The sequence below is a fragment of the Holdemania filiformis genome (assembly GCF_003459085.1).
Classification (GTDB): domain Bacteria; phylum Bacillota_I; class Bacilli_A; order Erysipelotrichales; family Erysipelotrichaceae; genus Holdemania; species Holdemania filiformis.
In genome coordinates this window covers 64,880-80,281 of the sequence record NZ_QRUP01000018.1, presented here as the reverse complement: position 1 = coordinate 80,281, position 15,402 = coordinate 64,880, and the positions used below count along the sequence as shown (strand labels likewise).

The window sequence follows — 15,402 nt, the reverse complement described above, 5'->3', positions numbered from 1 at the left end:
CTATGCCTGCCATAGTGAAGGCAGCTCGTTGCCAGGTTCATTGGTTCCCCTCACAGGGAGCCTTTTTTTTGTGTCTGCACAGGAGTGAAATGCCGAAGTTTTGTATTCAGAGTTGGATTCGAATTCAGAACTCCTGCAGTGTCACGGGGATTAGAGAAATTCTTGCCCGCAAGCATTCCCTTTGAATTAAGGATCCATGAATTCAAAAGAAACTGTGTTCTTTTATCCCACTTGATCAAGACAAAGCAGGTCTGTTCTGGTACAATAGGAACAGAGGTGATAACGTATGAAAATGGGAACGATTGGCACAGGCATGATTACGGAGTGGCTGAATACCGCTTTTCAGGACAATGGATTGGAATGTACGGCGGTGTACTCCCGCAAAGAAGAAACCGGCCGGCGCTTAGCTGACAAATACAACATGCCGAAGGTGTATACCGATTTGGACGCAATGCTTCATGACGAGGAACTTGACTGTATCTATATTGCTTCACCGAACAGTCTGCATTATTCGCAGGCGATGAGAGCGCTGGAAGCCGGGAAAAACGTAATTTTAGAAAAGCCGTTTGTTTCGACGATCGAGGAATGCCGGACATTGATCGACACCGCGAAGAAGCATCACCGTTTCTTATTTGAAGCCATTACGGTTCCGTACAATCCGAATTATCAGAAGATCAAAGAACGGATTGGGGAATTGGGTTCGCTGAAAATGGTGCAGTGCAATTTCTCACAATATTCAAGCAAATACGACAAGTTTAAAAATAATGAAAATCCGAATGTCTTCAATCCTCAGTTCTCCGGCGGAGCGTTGATGGATATCAATATTTACAACGCGCATTTTATCATCGGTTTGTTCGGCGCTCCGAAATCGTTGAAATATGTTCCGAACATCGCGGCCAATGGCATTGATACCTCCGGGATTCTCGTCTTTGATTACGATGGGTTCCTGGCCTGTGGTATCGGCTGTAAGGATTCCGCCAGTGAGAATATCTGTCAGCTGCAGGGCGATAACGGATATATCGTCGTACACAGCGCGTCTTCGGTCTGTGCAAAAGCCGAGGTATGGCTGAAAGGCGCAAAGGAGCCGGAAGTCATTGATATGAATGAAAGTCATGGAGGCCATTACTTTGAAGTGAAGAACTTTAAGCGGATGATTGAGAACGAAGATTATGACGGCTGTTACAAAATGCTGGAATATTCCTATCAGGTGATGGAACTTGTGCATACGGCACGCTTGGAAGCCGGCGTCCGTTTCGCTGCCGATCAGAAATAATTTTATGAATCCCTGGAAACAGGGATTTTTTCTGCCTTACGAACATTGCGCACTGCTTTCTGTGGTAAAAATGTTGGGAGTACGATACAATAAGAGGCATAACCGAGAGTTTAAAAGGATACGCTATGAAAAAGAAGTAAGGTTTTACTTACTGGAACGGATCGTTGCCGCCGCTATTCTGGCCGTGCTGCTGCTTGTGCCGCGGATGAGCAGTTTCGCGCAGCAGGCGAAGCGTACCGCCGTTCAGGACACGATCCGCAGCCTTGCAACGCCGCGGAGGTCTTAGTGAAAACCTCGTCGGGGCTGAACCGAAAAAGGGGCGATAGCGGCGTTTCGCAGCTTTACACGCTGGTCACGATCGACAGTGACGAGCAGGGTGTCACGGAGCCGGATGGTCTGTATTCCGTCGCGGTGCGGGAGCGGATGAAAGCGAATCCTGACATTTCAGGCCATCATCCATTTCAACTGTACGCCATGGTTCAGCTGGACGGCAGTCTGGCTTCGCTTACGGTATACGACTCTGAAGATAGTGGAGATTATTATTCCGATTCCGGACTCGCAAAGGAACTGGGCTATTGTTAACGGGGGACGAATGGAAACGTCGACTCCTTTCCGTCGTTCATTCCGATTTCTGAGCGAACCGGGATTAAAATTGGGAAGATACAATCAGGAGGAAACCTATGACAGGTAAAACAAAAATTATTCGGAAACCATCGCCGTGGCCGATTTTGATCGGGGCTTTGGGTTGGGCGATCGTCTGCCTGATTTTGCCGATGATCCAGCTTTGGCATTATTTGATCGCGTTATTGATCGGCGGGATCACGTATTTCATCGCACGGAAACAAATCCCGGATCAGGAAATTGAAGTGGAAGTTCCACTGACGCCGTTGGAGCAACAACAGCAGGCGCAGCTGGAAGCCGCGCGTTCGGCGTTAACCGGGCTGCAGCAGGCAGCGGCGAAGATCGACGATCCGGCGATGACGCAGGATTTACGGAAAATTGATTCGGTCTGCCGTCAGATTGTGGAAGAAATGGAGCAGCGGCAGCGGTTTAACGATCAGGCCCGGCGGTTAGTCGATTACTATCTGCCAATGCTGACAAAACTGCTTTTGAACTATGATGAACTGGAAGCGGATCCGCTGCAGACGCAGAATATCCAGAATTCCCGTGAAAATATCAAAAAGACGGTGAAGCTCTGTGCGGAAGCGTTTGTTAAACAGTGGGATGATCTGCATGAGCATCAGTCAATGGAAATTCAGGCCGACAGCGACGTGCTGGAAACGCTGCTAGTTAAGCAAGGCCTTGTTTCTCCATCCTTCAAGGAGGGCAGAGAATGAAAATCAATCAGAAAACCGCGCTGCTTCTGGCGGTTCTGCTGGTGATCGGCAGTGCCTGGGGTAAAGCAAAATTGACGTTCAGCTCTATGCAGAAGCAGCTGGATGTGATCTATACGGAAGGAATTGACCAGGACGGACAATCCATCGCTCAGGATGTTAAAGAGAAACAAAAGACGGCCCGCAACTGCGTGACGGTGGCACGCCGGTATGATTCCGCGATCAATGCTTCGTTCATCACCGCGGTGGAAAATGCCGCCGAAGGGTTGGATCAGGCAGCTACGCTGGGTGAACGGCAGCGCTGGGAGAAGAAGCTCGACACTGCGTTTTCCACGCTTGCGGGTGCGCTTCTGAAGGCGCCGATGACGGAGAAAGATGAACAGTACGTCACCGGATTCATGGCCGAATATCTGGCCAGTCAGGATCGGATAGAGCGCGATCCTTACCATGAGAAAGCCGCGTCCATTCGGCAGGAAACATCAGGCTGGTTTCCGTCGCTTATGCAAAAACTGACGGCCAGCTCACTGGAAATTTACCAAATTGGAGGATAGCGTATGAAAAAGCTTGCACAGGGACTGACTGCCTTTCTGGCGGTGATTGCGTTCAGCGTCTGGACGGTCAGCGCCTTCACCGTACCGCAGCCGCTGGAAAACTTCTATGTTGCGGATTATGCCAATGTGATCAACAGCCAGGATGCGGATGCGATCCGCACTGTAAATAAAAACCTCGAAGCCCGCAATGGATCGCAGATCGTCGTGGCAACGTTTGACTTTCTGGATGGGGAAGCGATCGACGACGTTGCCTACGACCTGTTTAATGGTTGGAAGATCGGCAGCGCCAGCGATAATAACGGCGTGCTGCTGGTCCTGGCGATCGGCGAAGAAGATTACTATTGCCTTCAGGGAAAAGGTTTGGAAAAAACGCTGCCGACTTCGGACATTCAGGCCATCCTGGATTCTACGCTGGAACCGGAATTTGCGGCCGGCAATTACAGCGCCGGAGCGTTAAAAACGGTTCAGGCTCTGGCGCAGCGATTGGAAAAAACTGCAGGCACGCCGGTTGTGAATCCATCTCCATCGCAGGGAGGAGGCGGTGGAACGCCATATTCCGCCCGCCCTGCTTTCGGACTGTTTACGATGATTCCTTCAATTTTCTTGATGATTTTTGTTTTTGTCCTCGTCGTTGTGATTTTGTCTGTCTTTACGCCGCGCCGCCGCCGTTATTATGGCGGTCCGGTGTTCCGTCCGCGTCCGCGTCGTTATTACGGACCACGCCCGCGGCCGATGGACCCCTGGGGACCGGAGCGCCGTCCGCGTGAACCCCGGGCGACGTATCGTTCTCATTCCTCCACCCGCAGCTCCTTTGGCGGCGGATCGGCTTCCCGGTCTTCCGGAGCCGGACGTTCCTTTGGCGGGGGCATGAATCGCGGAGGCGGCGGAGCCAGCCGCGGGGGCGGAGCCGGCCGCCGGAAATAGACCGGCGCAGATTTGGTTCGCAGCTTTTCTGTTTATAACATCAAGTATATTTTAGGCAAAGGCGCATCTTGGCTTTTGCCTTTTTACTTGGCTGTTTGCTTATTCAGCGAACAGAAATCAACGGTTCCCGCCCAAAATGGAAAACAAGTAACTTAAAGCGGAAGATCAAAATCCAGAGCTTGAGATCCTGGAACCCGCTAAAACCGGATCAAAAAAGAAGGAAGCTTGTATTTCCGGCAAACTTTCATCACTTTCAGCGCATAGTTCCCCCTATTTCCGGTAATCCTGTTACAATAAAAGAAAGAGAAGGGTAAATACCCTGGAAAAGGAGCTGAACTCTTATGAAGGACAGAAAAATCGTGTTGGTCGGCACAGGCTTCGTCGGAATGAGCATGGCTTATTCATTTTTAACAACAGGCGGAATCGATGAACTCGTCTTAGTGGACGTCGATGAGGAGAAAGCGATCGGAGAAACAATGGACTTGCAGCATGGTCTGCCGTATGCACGCAACAAGCTGGTTATCAAAGCCGGCGGCTATGAAGAATGCGCGGATGCGGAAATGGTCGTCATCACCGCGGGAACTGCCCAAAGACCGGGCCAGACACGGTTGGACATGACGGCCGTCAACACCAAGATCATGAAAAGTATTACTGAGAATATTATGGCTTCCGGTTTTGACGGAATCCTGTTGATCGCCTCCAATCCGGTTGATCTGATGACCTATGTCGCCCAGCAGGTCTCCGGCCTGCCGAAAAATCGTGTTATCGGGTCAGGAACCATTCTGGATACAGCGCGTCTGCGCTATTTAATGAGCGAATATCTGGGCATTTCGACAAGCAATATCCATGCTTATATCATGGGCGAGCATGGTGATTCCAGCTTTGTGCCGTGGACGCATGCCTATATCGGATGCAAGAATCTGCTGGAAATGCTGGATGAAAATCATCGCGACTTACAGGATCTCAACGAAATCTATCATCAGGTCCAGCAGGCCGCTTATGAGATTATCAATCGTAAGAAATCTACCTATTATGGTATCGGCTTGTCTTTAAATCGGTTGGTCCGGGCCATTCTCGATGATGAACATGTCATTCTGACCGTGTCTTGTTATCAGAATCAGGAATATGGTCAGGAAGATCTGTATATCGGTGTTCCGGCGATCATTACCCGGGCCGGTGTGGAAACGATCATTAAGCTGAAACTGAACGAAGTCGATCAAGGAAAATTCGATGCCAGCTGTGAGACCTTAAAAGAGATCATTCACTCGACGATCAAGCCGATTCTGGGCTGAGCGCATCATCATTTTACGGAATCATTGAATTCCATCAAAAGATAACAACGATAAGAAATTTGGGAGGACATCAGCCCATTTTTCTTATATTTTTCCATCATCAAGCTTTTGGCTTTCCGCAAAGGAGGAAGGCCTCAGGCAGAGCGGTATTCAATAAAAAAATGAAGGGCGGGAATCCATGAAATCAGCGGTATTGGCAGGACTAAGAACACAGGAAACAGAGGAAAGCTGGGCACAGAAGCTAGACGAGGCGGCGCTGCTTTGCGAAGCCTGCGGAATTGAAGTGAAAACGCGGCTGACGCAGAAAGCACAAAAGGGACATCCGCGGACTTTGCTTGGATCAGGCAAAGTGAATGAACTGAAACAAGCCTGCGAAGCGCAGAGTGCGGACGGCGTTGTGTTTGTCAACGAGCTGACGGGCATTCAGACGCGGAATCTGGAACAGGAGACCGGTTTCCCGGTGATCGACCGCAGCGCGTTGATTCTGGAGATCTTTGAGCGGCACGCCCGCACACGTCAGGCTCATCTGCAGGTGGAGGCCGCGCGGTTAGCTTATTAGCTGCCGCGTCTGATCGAAGGTCAGATCCATGCCGATCAGCAGCAGGGCGGCGGCGTCCGCAACCGCGGAGCCGGAGAAACGCGGCTGGAACGTTCGCGCCGGACGATTGAAAAACAGATCCGGAATATCCGCTTGGAGCTGGATCAGCTCAAGCTTCAGCAAGCCGTCCAGAGCCATCGGCGCCGCCAGAGCGGCTTGCCGCGGGTGTGCTTGATTGGTTATTCCAACGCCGGGAAATCCTCGCTGATGAACGCCCTGTTAGCAGCACGTTCCATCTCGCCGGCCAAGCAGGTTGTTTCTACCGATCAGCTGTTTGCGACCTTAGATTCCGCGACCCGCAGGATCAAGCTGGCCGGGCGGGCGGAGATCCTGCTCAGCGATACCGTCGGCTTCGTCCGGGATCTGCCGGATTTTCTGCTTGACGCCTTTGAATCCACGCTGCAGGAAATTCAGGAAGCAGATCTTTTAATTGAAGTGATCGACGCTTCCGATCCGCAATGGGAGCTGCAGCACGAAATAGTTATGCGGACGCTGCGCCGCTTGCATGCCGCGCATATCGACCGGATGCGAATTTATAACAAGGCGGATCAGGTTCCGCAATGGGATCGGAAGGATGGCCTTTTACTCAGCTGTCTTACCGGGCAGGGGCTGCAGGAATTAATCGCCGGGCTGATTTCCAGACTGAATCTGACGGACCGGGCCTTCCCGGAAATAGGGGATGAATTTTCATCGCAAGTAAGCTATAATGAGGACGAAAGAGGAGAGTAACTCATGTTGAATGAAAAAAAACTGGAAACATTAAAACAATATTTACAGCGGTGCGTGGAAGACGGCACCTTCCCGGGCTGCAATTGCGCCGTGATCACGAAAGATGACAAGTGGACATGCAGCGTCGGTTATAAGCAGTTAGTTCCGGAAAAAGAAGTCAACGGCCTGGATACAATCTATGACCTGGCGTCGATATCCAAGGTACTCGTCACGACGACCTGCATTCTCAAGCTGATTGAAGAAGGCACGATTACCCTGAAAACCAAGATTGCGGAGATCCTGCCGCAGTTCGGCCAGAAAGAGCTGACGATCAAGGACTGCATTACCCATAGTTCCGGCTTGCCGGCGGATATCAACGGCTATAAGCAGATGAAGGACGATGCGGAAATGATCGAAGCGGTATGGAAGATGGAACTGGAATATCCGACCGGGACGCAGGTGAAATATTCCGACGTCAATTTCATCCTGTTAGGGTTAGTCATCGCCCAGCTGAAGGGGAGTCTGGACGGCTATGCAAAGCAGGTTATGTTTGAGCCGCTGGAAATGAAAGAAACGGGTTACCGGCCGGCGGCATCGCTGCGTTCGCGCTGCTGTGCGGAAGAAGTCATGGAAAGCCGCGGCGGCGTGGTGCGCGGCGTCGTGCATGACGGCAAGGCATTCAAGCTGGGCGGCGTCAGCGGCCATGCGGGTGTGTTCTCGACGCTGGAGGACATCTCGCATTATATTACGATGCTGCTCAACGACGGTGTTTACAACGGCCAACGTTTTTTCAGCAAGCGCACGATTGAATTGCTTCAGAAATGTCAGACTGTGGGTCTGAATGAAAAACGCTCAATCGGCTGGGTGCTCTCCGATCCGAATTACGCGCTGGGCGATTATGCCAGCGATGCCTGCCTGTATCACACCGGATTCTCCGGTCCGTCGATCATCGTCGACTTCAAGCTGGGAATCGGCGTCATAACGTTGGCAAACCGTGTTCATCCGACGCGTTCCAATACCAAGATCCTGACTGCCCGGAACAATATCCACAATCTGGCGCTGCAGGCAGCCGACGACATTTTGTGATGTGATGTGAAAATCGCGCAGAGTTAAAAAATCACGGTATAATAGGGATATTGGAAAAAGAAAGGAAGCTCCTCTGTGAAATCAAAAGTGCTGAAAATTCGTAATCTGCCTGAAGAGATGCAGGTGCTGAACGAAGTCAAGGTCAAACCGATCGGATCCCTGTTGGTGTTGATGTTGGTTTCCGGAGTTTTCATCATTTCCGGATCCACGATCGCCATCATGGGCGTCGTTCTGCTTGCGATTTCTTCGTATGCCCTGTTAGTAATGCCGGATCGGATTTTGATGCAGTTTACTGATGAGTACCTGGTTCTTTACAACCGGAAAAACCGTGATGAATGTATGTTGATTTACTGGGATGAAATCCTGCTTTGGCAATATCAGAAACATAACAACGAAGATCAGCTGTGGCTGCAGCTGACCGACGGTCAGACGGAAACGATCGAATGTTTTAACCGCAACAAGATCGTACCGTATTTTAAAATCTATGCGAAAGGAAAAGAACGGCAGCTGAAACCGGCGCGGCGCCGGCGTTCAACCGCCAGTTCCCGGCAGAAAATATGAAATTTACGTTTAATCATTTTAACTTCAATGTCCTGAACATGCAGCGGTCGCTGGAATTTTATGAAAAAGCACTGGGCCTGCATATCGCACGCAAACATACTGCGGCAGACGGCAGCTTTCAGCTGATTTACCTGGAAGACGATCTGGGGCATTTCCAGCTGGAATTGACAGAGCTGAAAGATCGGAAAGAGAAATATGATCTGGGAGAGTGTGAATTCCACCTCGCCTTGACGACGGATCATTTTGAAGAAGCGCATCGCGAACATCAGGAAATGGGCGTGATCTGCTTTGAAAATCCGGGCATGGGGATTTATTTTATCGAGGATCCTGACGGCTACTGGATTGAGATTGTGCCGGCAAAGAAATAGCCGGCTTGCTTAAAGAATTAAGGTTCAAGGGAAATTCGCCCGATAAACCTTATATTCAAAGCTCAATGAACGCTCAATCAACACATGAAAATCAGATCGGTTTCATCTCCGGCCAGACGTTCAGCGGTGGAAAAGGGAGAAGCCGATCTTTTCTTTGTTTCAGAGCGGGCGCACGGCAGAGAAGGTGCGTAATTTTTAATGTTTCTAAGAAACTTCAGGTCGATTCCAATAAATTAGATTGTGAGTCACCCTTTTCCAGGTAAATCCAAAACTGGAAAGCATGGGCGAATTGCCCGTAAGCAAACGGAATGTGATATAATATTCCCAATGGTGGTGAAGCGCATGGAGAAGGAAGAACTGCAGGAAAAAATCGTCCATCCCGAGATTGTCGCGGAAGTGGAAAAGAAAATGCTCAGTGAAAGCGAATTTGAAGATCTGGCTTTATTGTTCAAAATGTTTGCGGACCCGACCCGTTTAAAAGTGTTAAAGGCGTTATTTGAGCGGGAGATGTGCGTGGGCGATCTGGCCGTGCTGCTCAAGATGACGCATTCCGCGGTGTCGCACCAGTTGGCTTCGCTGAAAAAAACGCGGCTGGTCCGCAGCCGGAAAGATGGCAAAGTGGTCTATTACTCGCTTGATGACGATCATATTGAAGAAATATTCCAGAAGGCTCTGGATCATGTCCGCGAATAATGAAGTGGGCAGCGATTGATTTTGAAACCGCCAATCCCTCGCCGATGAGCGCCTGCGCCGTAGGTTTAACGGTATTCGACGAGGGCGAGATGGTATTCAGCGACAGCTGGCTGATCCGGCCGCATCCTTATTATGACGCATTTTATCCTTCTTTTATTGATATCCATGGCATTACCCCCGATCAGGTGGCTGACGCGCCCTTTTTTCCTAAGGTTTATGAACAGCTGAAACCGTGGCTGGACGGCGGCGTGTTGTGCGCGCATAACGCGGGTTTTGATATGAAGGTGCTGGCCAGCTGCTGCTCGCTGTACCGCTTAGAGCTGCCGGACGCCCCGTATTTTTGTACGGTGAAGCTAAGCCGCAAAGTATATCCGTATCTGAAACATCACCGTCTGAACGACGTCTGCGATTATATGGGAATTCAGCTCGATCACCACGACGCCGGCAGCGATGCCCGCGGCTGCGCGCTGATCGTTGCGAATACAATGAATTTGATGCAGATCTATGAACCGCTGGAGCTGGCTGAGACGTGTCAGATCCCGGTAAATAAAATTCTCGATTAGTCTGTCTGAACCCGGAGACAGACTTTTTTCCATTCAACGGACGATTGATTAAGATGTTTGCCGTGTCGTATGAAACGAAAATAAAGGAGAGATCATCATGGACTATCCAAAACAGGCGCTGGGGTTTATGCTTAAACAAAATCGGCTGGATCAGAATTTGTCGCTGCGCGCCCTGGCGGAGCGCACAGGAATCTCGGCTATGTATTTAAGCGATGTAGAAAATGGTGTGCAGCGGCCGGCTGACTACACGCTGCGCAAGCTGTTCAGCGAACTGGCTCTGCCCTATGATCCCGCGTTGCTCTGGCAGCCGGAGTTTACTTTACACCCGCTGACACAGGCGATCCTGGATTACCGGATGGACCGCCGCGACGCGTTTTTTGATGATCTATGGCGTCGGCGGGAAGTTTTGAAAGCCGGCTGCCACTATGCTCAGTTCTTATTGGCGGAATGGATTGTCCGGATCAGCCGGGGCGAGAACCGGGAAGCGCGGGTTTATCAGTTGCGCGATATCCTGGAGGCGGCCGGCTCAGCTTTGCGGAATCAGGACCAACAATGGTATCGGCTTTACCGCGGTATTCATCATAAGGCACTGGACGAGATAGAAGCGGCGCAGTCCTGGCTGGCCGGAGCTGAAGCGCTGGGGCAGGACGAAGGCACGCAGGCTCTGATCCGTTATCATGAAGCGGATTGTCTGATGCGTCTGCATCGTCCGCAAAGCGCGCTTCTTATAAATCAACAGGCCCTTGATCAGTTTTCCCGCAACGGTTATTTCGTTCGGGCTATCCATACTCGGATTCATCAGGCCGATTTGTTTTTAAATGACGAGCCGGCAACAGCGCAGACTTTAGCCCGGCGCGTCCGCCAGGAAGCGGAGCGCTTTCAATGTCCGGAAGTTTTGTTGATGGCTGAGGAGCGCCTGGCGCTGGCGGCTTTTCTGCTGGATCAGCCGGAAGCGGCGCTGACCCATGCACAAGCCTGCGCGGCAGTCATTCACCGAATGCCTTTGTTGATCGCAGGTGCGCTGTCCGCATGGCTTTGTCATCGTCAGGAAGATTGCCGGTTCTTTATAAATCGGATGGAGGCGGAAATTCAGCGTAAGCATCAGTCCGACGTTACGCTGTGCTGGATTGAAGCGTTAGTCAGGCAGGACGAAAAACAACTCGTGGAGCTCAGCTTACAATCTGATCCGCTGGCCGGGCCGCTGCAAAAAAAGCTGGATCAGCTGCGGTTTCAGACCTTAGTTCGGTTGGGGAAAACCGAATTAGCCTGTCGTTTGATTGAACAGGCGGAGCTGTAAGCTGACGCTCGCGTCTGGTTTTCCGTCTGGAACTTTGAAATAATAAATCTGGACGAACCGTCCAGGAGGAAGAAAGAATGATCCGATGCGTCATGATTGATTTAGACGGTACACTGCTGCGGAAATCGGGAAAGAAAACGGCGGGCATCAGCGATGAAAATGAACATGCCTTACAGCGCTGGCAGGTGGCTGGAGGATTAGCGGGAATCGCAACTTCACGCTCTGCCGGTTATATTCAAAAATACAGTTCGCGAACCTGGGCGGCAGTCGTCGGCTGGAACGGAGCGGTGATCGAGCAGGGCGGCCGCCGCTGGCTGCGTCCTCTGCCAAGCCGGGATGAAAGGCAATTGTGGAGAACTTTAGGCGGTGATCAGCCGGAAAACTGGGTGACAATGGTTACACCGGATAATGACTGGCTTGCTTATGATTTGCGATTTCCGTTAGCCCGAGGGTATTGTGAAAATCCGTTAGGTCTGATTCAGGATCATCGGCAGGTTCTGGAGTGGGATCCCCGGCGGCCGGATTTACAGCTTGCGGTTATTTTAGCGGTGTATCCCGACGCCTGTTTTGCGCAGGCCGTTTCTGCACGGCTGCTTGCCCAGGACAGAGGGCTGCACGCGATTGAAACGAGTTCCCGCACTTTGATGATCGTTCGCGCGGGCGTGGATAAAGCGCAGGGCATTCTGGAGGCCGGCAGGAAGTTAGGGTTAAAGCGGGAAGAAATCGCGGTAGTCGGCGACGACCGCAATGATCTGACATGTTTTAAGACCTTTGAAAACAGCTTCTGTATGGCGTCAGCGGAGCCTGAAGTCCGGGATGAGGCTCGCTGGACGGTGGAATCCGTTGCGGAAGCACTGGCGATTGTTCAGCGAGAAAACAAACAACGATCCTAAACAGAATGGGAGAATCATCGGACATCAGAAAAGAAACTGCGGTCTGCGGCAGCAGATCAGATCTTTACTGAGATTTCATTGATTGCCGGATCCCCGGGCGAATTCTGTCAAATATCGCTTGTCTTCATCCGTCAGGACTCTTATAATGAAGAACAGGGAAAGGGGTTGGCAAAAATGACCTTAGAAGAAATCATTCAGGAAGCAAAGCGAAAATCGCCGAAATGCCGGGCTTGTCCGGTTTGCAACGGCTTAGCCTGCAAGGGGGAAATCCCGGGCTTAGGGGGAAAAGGCAGCGGAAGTACGTTTATCCGCAATGTGGAAAAGTTAAAATCCGTCCGGATTCAGATGGACGTGTTAGTGGAAAACAAAGAAATCGACACGACGTCGACGTTGTTCGGTCATACCGTATCCTTGCCGGTGTACTGCGCGCCGGTGGCGGGAATTAAGAATAACTACGGCGCGGAAATGACGGAGGAAGAGTACAACAAAGCGACGGTTGAGGGCTGTCTGGAAGCAGGAACGCTGGCCTTTACGGGCGACGGCATCGACATCGACACGCTGTTTGCCAAGCCGCTGCAGGCGGTACTGGATCACGACGGCATGGGTATCCCGACGATCAAGCCGTGGTGTGAAGAAGGCGTACAGGCGCGGATTGAACGGTTCAAAGGACATAAGGTCTTCGCGCTGGCGACCGATGTGGACGCGGCGGGTCTGGTGCTGCTGCGCAAAGGAACGACGCCGGTGGTCAACAAGAGCGTGGCGGATTTAAAGAAAATGAAGGAAATGGCCGGCGGTATCCCGCTGATCGTCAAAGGTGTCTTAACGGTGGAAGGGGCGCGCAAGTGCGTCGAAGCCGGAGCCGATGCGATTGTTGTCAGCAATCATGGCGGACGCGTGCTGGATGACGCGTTATCGACGATCGAGGTTCTGCCGGAAATCGCGGCCGCGGTTAAGGGACAGATCACGATTCTGGTTGACGGTGGTTTCCGGACCGGACTGGATGTGTTTAAGGCGCTGGCCCTGGGTGCGGACGGCGTATTGATCGGCCGGCCACTGGCCCTGGCTGCGGTCGGCGGCGGTAAAGAAGGCGTGCGGTTAACGCTGGATAAGATCCGCAGCGAGCTGCGTGAAACGATGATCATGTCCGGCTGCAGTACGGTTGCCGAGATTACCCGCAGTCATGTTCATGTCGATTAAGAAAGCATATTAAATAATTTTCATAAAAGGCTGTAAAAAAGCCTCAAACTGACTTGTAAAGAATGATTTATGATTTACAAGTCTTTTCATTTTCGATATAATACAAAAGAGATAGGAGATTTATCAATGGACAATTATGAAAACAATGCGTTTTTTTGGCAGAAGATAGATACTCTCGTATTTTCCAGCAAATTTGTCTTAAGCCGGAAAAAAGGAGAACAACATCCGGAATATAAAAATCTGATCTATCCGGTAGACTATGGTCATTACATCGATCTGGCCGCTGAATCGAATGAAGGCGGCATCGCGGTGTACCGCGGCAGTGAAAAATCCTCGATGGTGAAAACGGCGGTTGTGGCTGCGGATATTCTGCAGAAGGAAATCGACGTGAAGCTGCTGGTCGGCTGCTCGAAAGCAGAGGAAGATCTGATCTTGCGGTTTCTGAATCAGACGGATTTTCAGAAAACGATTCTGATCCGCCGCGGCAATGAAATCCCGGAATGGGGCTTAACGGATTAAGGAAAGAGGACAGCGGGCGCTGTTTTTCTTTTTATCTGAAATAACTAAAAAACGCCCGAAAACGGGCGCGGAAGAAACGAATGAAATTTAAAGAAGAAGACGTTCGTCCGGATGTTCAAGGCGGCTGACCCGAATGGTAAAAGTGATCTCAGGTTAATAAGGATAATCCGCTAATGATCCGCTGATTTCAGCCAGTTGATCCATGAAAGCGCCGACATCCTGATCGCTGGTATAATAAACGGATTCTTTGAAGTTTAACGTCTGATCTTTGATCGAGAATTTGTAGATGATCAAAAGCGGCTGATGCTTGTATGTTTTTCCAGCTTCACACAGCCGGTAGAGCTGTTGACCATCATAGAGAATAACACCCTCCGGATCCCGGCTCGTTGGGACATAAAGGCCCGCGCTCTGATTGAAATCATCTGTCTGAACCGGCTGGAGCTGGCGCAGGAAAGCCAGGATCTCAGCGGTTTCCTCATCCGAGGGCTGCCAGACGAGATGCAAAAAGGCATCGGGATATTCCTGCTGCAGAGCGTTGTTTTTGACTCTTACGGCATAGCCTGTGAAATCATGCCTGGCCACATTTTCTTCTTTGTAAGGCACAAAGGTCCAGGATAGCAGAAAGACCATAAACAGAGAGAACGCAAAGAATGGCAAAGTCTTAACAACGGCCGTTTGAATTCGTTTTTTCATTCCTATCCCTCCCTGCCTTCAGTTTATCATTTTTTTCGTTCGTAGGATTGAAATTCTGAAGTGAATTTCAATGCTGATCCGCTGACTGGAATGAACTTTCATTCTGGCTGGTCGCAACGGGACAGCGGCCAAGGAGTAAATGGAAGAAAGGAAAAAGCACGGAAGTCCAGGGGTTAAGGAAAACGTCAAGAAATCGAAAGAAACAAGGGATAGTTTTTTAAACGGGCTTTTGATATAATTCTGATACGATCCGGGGTATACCCGCGATCGGCAAGGGGCATGCTAATGCCACGGAGGGATTTGAAAATGAAAAAATTAATCATTGCATGTGTAGCTGTTGGCTGTCTGATGCTGACGGGATGTTCGAAGAAGAATCCGCAGCCGTCGCCAACACCGAGCGCGACGCCGTCGGCTGAACCGACGATGACGCCAAGTGCTTCGCCGGAAACCGCGGAAGGCTTAAAAGGAATTTTGGAAGCGATTCGCCAAAACGACGAATATCAGCTGCCGATGTCGATGGATGTCGACGATACGGTCCTAGTCGATATGTACGGCTTGTCGAGCGATCTGGTCAGGGATTATGCGATCTTCATGCCGGCGATGAACGTCCACGCGACGGAAATCATTCTGGTCGAGGCTCAGAACGGTAAGCTGGATGAAGTCAAGAAAGCGCTGGACAAACGGATGGAAACCGTGGAACAAACCTGGTCGACCTATCTTCCGGAACAGTATGAGCTGGTCAAAAACCGCAAAACGCTGGAGGAAGGCAACGTAATCGCGATTGTCATCGCCGATCAAGCCGACGCGATTCTGCAGGAGATTACCGACAGCCTGAACGCTGCCGCGCAGTAA

Annotated in this window: 20 protein-coding genes; 19 read left to right on the top strand and 1 reads right to left on the bottom strand. The window is 50.9% G+C overall.

The window, feature by feature from the left end; genetic code table 11:
* Nucleotides 1-286: 286 nt before the first annotated feature.
* The 18 genes from DWY25_RS13485 to DWY25_RS13400 all read left to right on the top strand — a co-directional run bounded on the left by DWY25_RS13485 (nt 287) and on the right by DWY25_RS13400 (nt 13,857).
* Nucleotides 287-1,273 carry a Gfo/Idh/MocA family protein gene (locus tag DWY25_RS13485; RefSeq protein WP_117895664.1) on the top strand — a complete coding sequence of 329 codons (987 nt, stop codon included), beginning with the start codon at nt 287-289 and terminating at the stop codon, nt 1,271-1,273.
* Between the two features lie 4 nt (nt 1,274-1,277).
* Entirely contained in the window at nt 1,278-1,559 is a 282-nt protein-coding gene (locus DWY25_RS13480; RefSeq protein WP_117895663.1) for a hypothetical protein, read from the top strand.
* Nucleotides 1,559-1,855 carry a hypothetical protein gene (locus DWY25_RS13475; protein WP_117895662.1) on the top strand — a complete coding sequence of 99 codons (297 nt, stop codon included), beginning with the start codon at nt 1,559-1,561 and terminating at the stop codon, nt 1,853-1,855. Before DWY25_RS13480 ends, DWY25_RS13475 begins: the two co-directional genes overlap by 1 nt.
* 98 nt (nt 1,856-1,953) lie before the next feature.
* Nucleotides 1,954-2,610, top strand: coding sequence for a 5-bromo-4-chloroindolyl phosphate hydrolysis family protein (locus DWY25_RS13470; RefSeq protein ID WP_117895661.1), 657 nt, complete (start codon nt 1,954-1,956; stop codon nt 2,608-2,610).
* On the top strand, nt 2,607-3,158 hold the full coding sequence (locus DWY25_RS13465; protein WP_117895660.1) for a hypothetical protein: 552 nt from the start codon (nt 2,607-2,609) through the stop codon (nt 3,156-3,158). The genes DWY25_RS13470 and DWY25_RS13465 overlap by 4 nt, the downstream gene beginning before the upstream one ends.
* Nucleotides 3,159-3,161: 3 nt before the next feature.
* The gene (locus DWY25_RS13460) at nt 3,162-4,082 is read left to right on the top strand and encodes a TPM domain-containing protein (RefSeq protein ID WP_117895659.1); all 921 of its coding nucleotides are present in this window, start codon (nt 3,162-3,164) and stop codon (nt 4,080-4,082) included.
* 341 nt (nt 4,083-4,423) lie between these two features.
* Nucleotides 4,424-5,374: an L-lactate dehydrogenase gene (locus DWY25_RS13455; protein ID WP_006061224.1), complete on the top strand. Its 951-nt coding sequence runs from the start codon at nt 4,424-4,426 to the stop codon at nt 5,372-5,374.
* Between the two features lie 178 nt (nt 5,375-5,552).
* The gene (locus DWY25_RS13450; protein ID WP_117895658.1) at nt 5,553-5,933 is read left to right on the top strand and encodes an HflX-like GTP-binding protein; all 381 of its coding nucleotides are present in this window, start codon (nt 5,553-5,555) and stop codon (nt 5,931-5,933) included.
* On the top strand, nt 5,934-6,701 hold the full coding sequence (gene hflX / locus DWY25_RS13445; RefSeq protein WP_117895657.1) for a GTPase HflX: 768 nt from the start codon (nt 5,934-5,936) through the stop codon (nt 6,699-6,701). It begins immediately after the preceding gene.
* Between the two features lie 3 nt (nt 6,702-6,704).
* Nucleotides 6,705-7,766 carry a serine hydrolase domain-containing protein gene (locus DWY25_RS13440; protein ID WP_117895656.1) on the top strand — a complete coding sequence of 354 codons (1,062 nt, stop codon included), beginning with the start codon at nt 6,705-6,707 and terminating at the stop codon, nt 7,764-7,766.
* A 75-nt stretch (nt 7,767-7,841) separates the two neighbouring features.
* Nucleotides 7,842-8,327 carry a hypothetical protein gene (locus DWY25_RS13435; protein WP_006061221.1) on the top strand — a complete coding sequence of 162 codons (486 nt, stop codon included), beginning with the start codon at nt 7,842-7,844 and terminating at the stop codon, nt 8,325-8,327.
* A complete protein-coding gene (locus DWY25_RS13430; RefSeq protein WP_006061220.1) occupies nt 8,324-8,695 on the top strand; it encodes a VOC family protein in 372 nt (123 codons plus the stop codon). The genes DWY25_RS13435 and DWY25_RS13430 overlap by 4 nt, the downstream gene beginning before the upstream one ends.
* Nucleotides 8,696-9,037: 342 nt before the next feature.
* Nucleotides 9,038-9,388 (top strand): ArsR/SmtB family transcription factor, encoded by a 351-nt coding sequence (locus DWY25_RS13425; protein WP_039865401.1) that lies wholly within the window; start codon nt 9,038-9,040, stop codon nt 9,386-9,388.
* Nucleotides 9,388-9,951, top strand: a complete 564-nt coding sequence (locus DWY25_RS13420) for a 3'-5' exonuclease (RefSeq protein WP_117895655.1) — start codon at nt 9,388-9,390, stop codon at nt 9,949-9,951. Before DWY25_RS13425 ends, DWY25_RS13420 begins: the two co-directional genes overlap by 1 nt.
* Before the next feature lie 97 nt (nt 9,952-10,048).
* A complete protein-coding gene (locus tag DWY25_RS13415) occupies nt 10,049-11,248 on the top strand; it encodes a helix-turn-helix domain-containing protein (RefSeq protein WP_220412952.1) in 1,200 nt (399 codons plus the stop codon).
* 77 nt (nt 11,249-11,325) lie between these two features.
* Nucleotides 11,326-12,141, top strand: a complete 816-nt coding sequence (locus DWY25_RS13410) for an HAD hydrolase family protein (protein WP_117895654.1) — start codon at nt 11,326-11,328, stop codon at nt 12,139-12,141.
* A 174-nt stretch (nt 12,142-12,315) separates the two neighbouring features.
* Complete coding sequence (locus DWY25_RS13405; RefSeq protein WP_117895653.1) at nt 12,316-13,338, top strand: alpha-hydroxy-acid oxidizing protein; 1,023 nt, start codon at nt 12,316-12,318, stop codon at nt 13,336-13,338.
* 126 nt (nt 13,339-13,464) lie between these two features.
* A complete protein-coding gene (locus DWY25_RS13400; protein ID WP_039865400.1) occupies nt 13,465-13,857 on the top strand; it encodes a hypothetical protein in 393 nt (130 codons plus the stop codon).
* A gap of 153 nt (nt 13,858-14,010) precedes the next feature.
* Here the strand turns inward: DWY25_RS13400 and DWY25_RS13395 are convergent, their stop codons facing one another.
* Nucleotides 14,011-14,550 carry a hypothetical protein gene (locus tag DWY25_RS13395; protein WP_117895652.1) on the bottom strand — a complete coding sequence of 180 codons (540 nt, stop codon included), beginning with the start codon at nt 14,548-14,550 and terminating at the stop codon, nt 14,011-14,013.
* Between the two features lie 306 nt (nt 14,551-14,856).
* Between DWY25_RS13395 and DWY25_RS13390 the strand changes: the two genes are divergently transcribed.
* Nucleotides 14,857-15,402 (top strand): DUF4358 domain-containing protein, encoded by a 546-nt coding sequence (locus DWY25_RS13390; protein WP_181981828.1) that lies wholly within the window; start codon nt 14,857-14,859, stop codon nt 15,400-15,402.

Coding starts and splice junctions, on each gene's coding strand:
- DWY25_RS13485 (WP_117895664.1), top strand. CDS start 287: ATGAAAATGGGAACGATTGGCACAGGCATGATTACGGAGTGGCTGAAT.
- DWY25_RS13480 (WP_117895663.1), top strand. CDS start 1,278: ATGAATCCCTGGAAACAGGGATTTTTTCTGCCTTACGAACATTGCGCA.
- DWY25_RS13470 (WP_117895661.1), top strand. CDS start 1,954: ATGACAGGTAAAACAAAAATTATTCGGAAACCATCGCCGTGGCCGATT.
- DWY25_RS13465 (WP_117895660.1), top strand. CDS start 2,607: ATGAAAATCAATCAGAAAACCGCGCTGCTTCTGGCGGTTCTGCTGGTG.
- DWY25_RS13460 (WP_117895659.1), top strand. CDS start 3,162: ATGAAAAAGCTTGCACAGGGACTGACTGCCTTTCTGGCGGTGATTGCG.
- DWY25_RS13455 (WP_006061224.1), top strand. CDS start 4,424: ATGAAGGACAGAAAAATCGTGTTGGTCGGCACAGGCTTCGTCGGAATG.
- DWY25_RS13450 (WP_117895658.1), top strand. CDS start 5,553: ATGAAATCAGCGGTATTGGCAGGACTAAGAACACAGGAAACAGAGGAA.
- DWY25_RS13440 (WP_117895656.1), top strand. CDS start 6,705: ATGTTGAATGAAAAAAAACTGGAAACATTAAAACAATATTTACAGCGG.
- DWY25_RS13430 (WP_006061220.1), top strand. CDS start 8,324: ATGAAATTTACGTTTAATCATTTTAACTTCAATGTCCTGAACATGCAG.
- DWY25_RS13425 (WP_039865401.1), top strand. CDS start 9,038: ATGGAGAAGGAAGAACTGCAGGAAAAAATCGTCCATCCCGAGATTGTC.
- DWY25_RS13420 (WP_117895655.1), top strand. CDS start 9,388: ATGAAGTGGGCAGCGATTGATTTTGAAACCGCCAATCCCTCGCCGATG.
- DWY25_RS13415 (WP_220412952.1), top strand. CDS start 10,049: ATGGACTATCCAAAACAGGCGCTGGGGTTTATGCTTAAACAAAATCGG.
- DWY25_RS13410 (WP_117895654.1), top strand. CDS start 11,326: ATGATCCGATGCGTCATGATTGATTTAGACGGTACACTGCTGCGGAAA.
- DWY25_RS13405 (WP_117895653.1), top strand. CDS start 12,316: ATGACCTTAGAAGAAATCATTCAGGAAGCAAAGCGAAAATCGCCGAAA.
- DWY25_RS13400 (WP_039865400.1), top strand. CDS start 13,465: ATGGACAATTATGAAAACAATGCGTTTTTTTGGCAGAAGATAGATACT.
- DWY25_RS13395 (WP_117895652.1), bottom strand. CDS start 14,550: ATGAAAAAACGAATTCAAACGGCCGTTGTTAAGACTTTGCCATTCTTT.
- DWY25_RS13390 (WP_181981828.1), top strand. CDS start 14,857: ATGAAAAAATTAATCATTGCATGTGTAGCTGTTGGCTGTCTGATGCTG.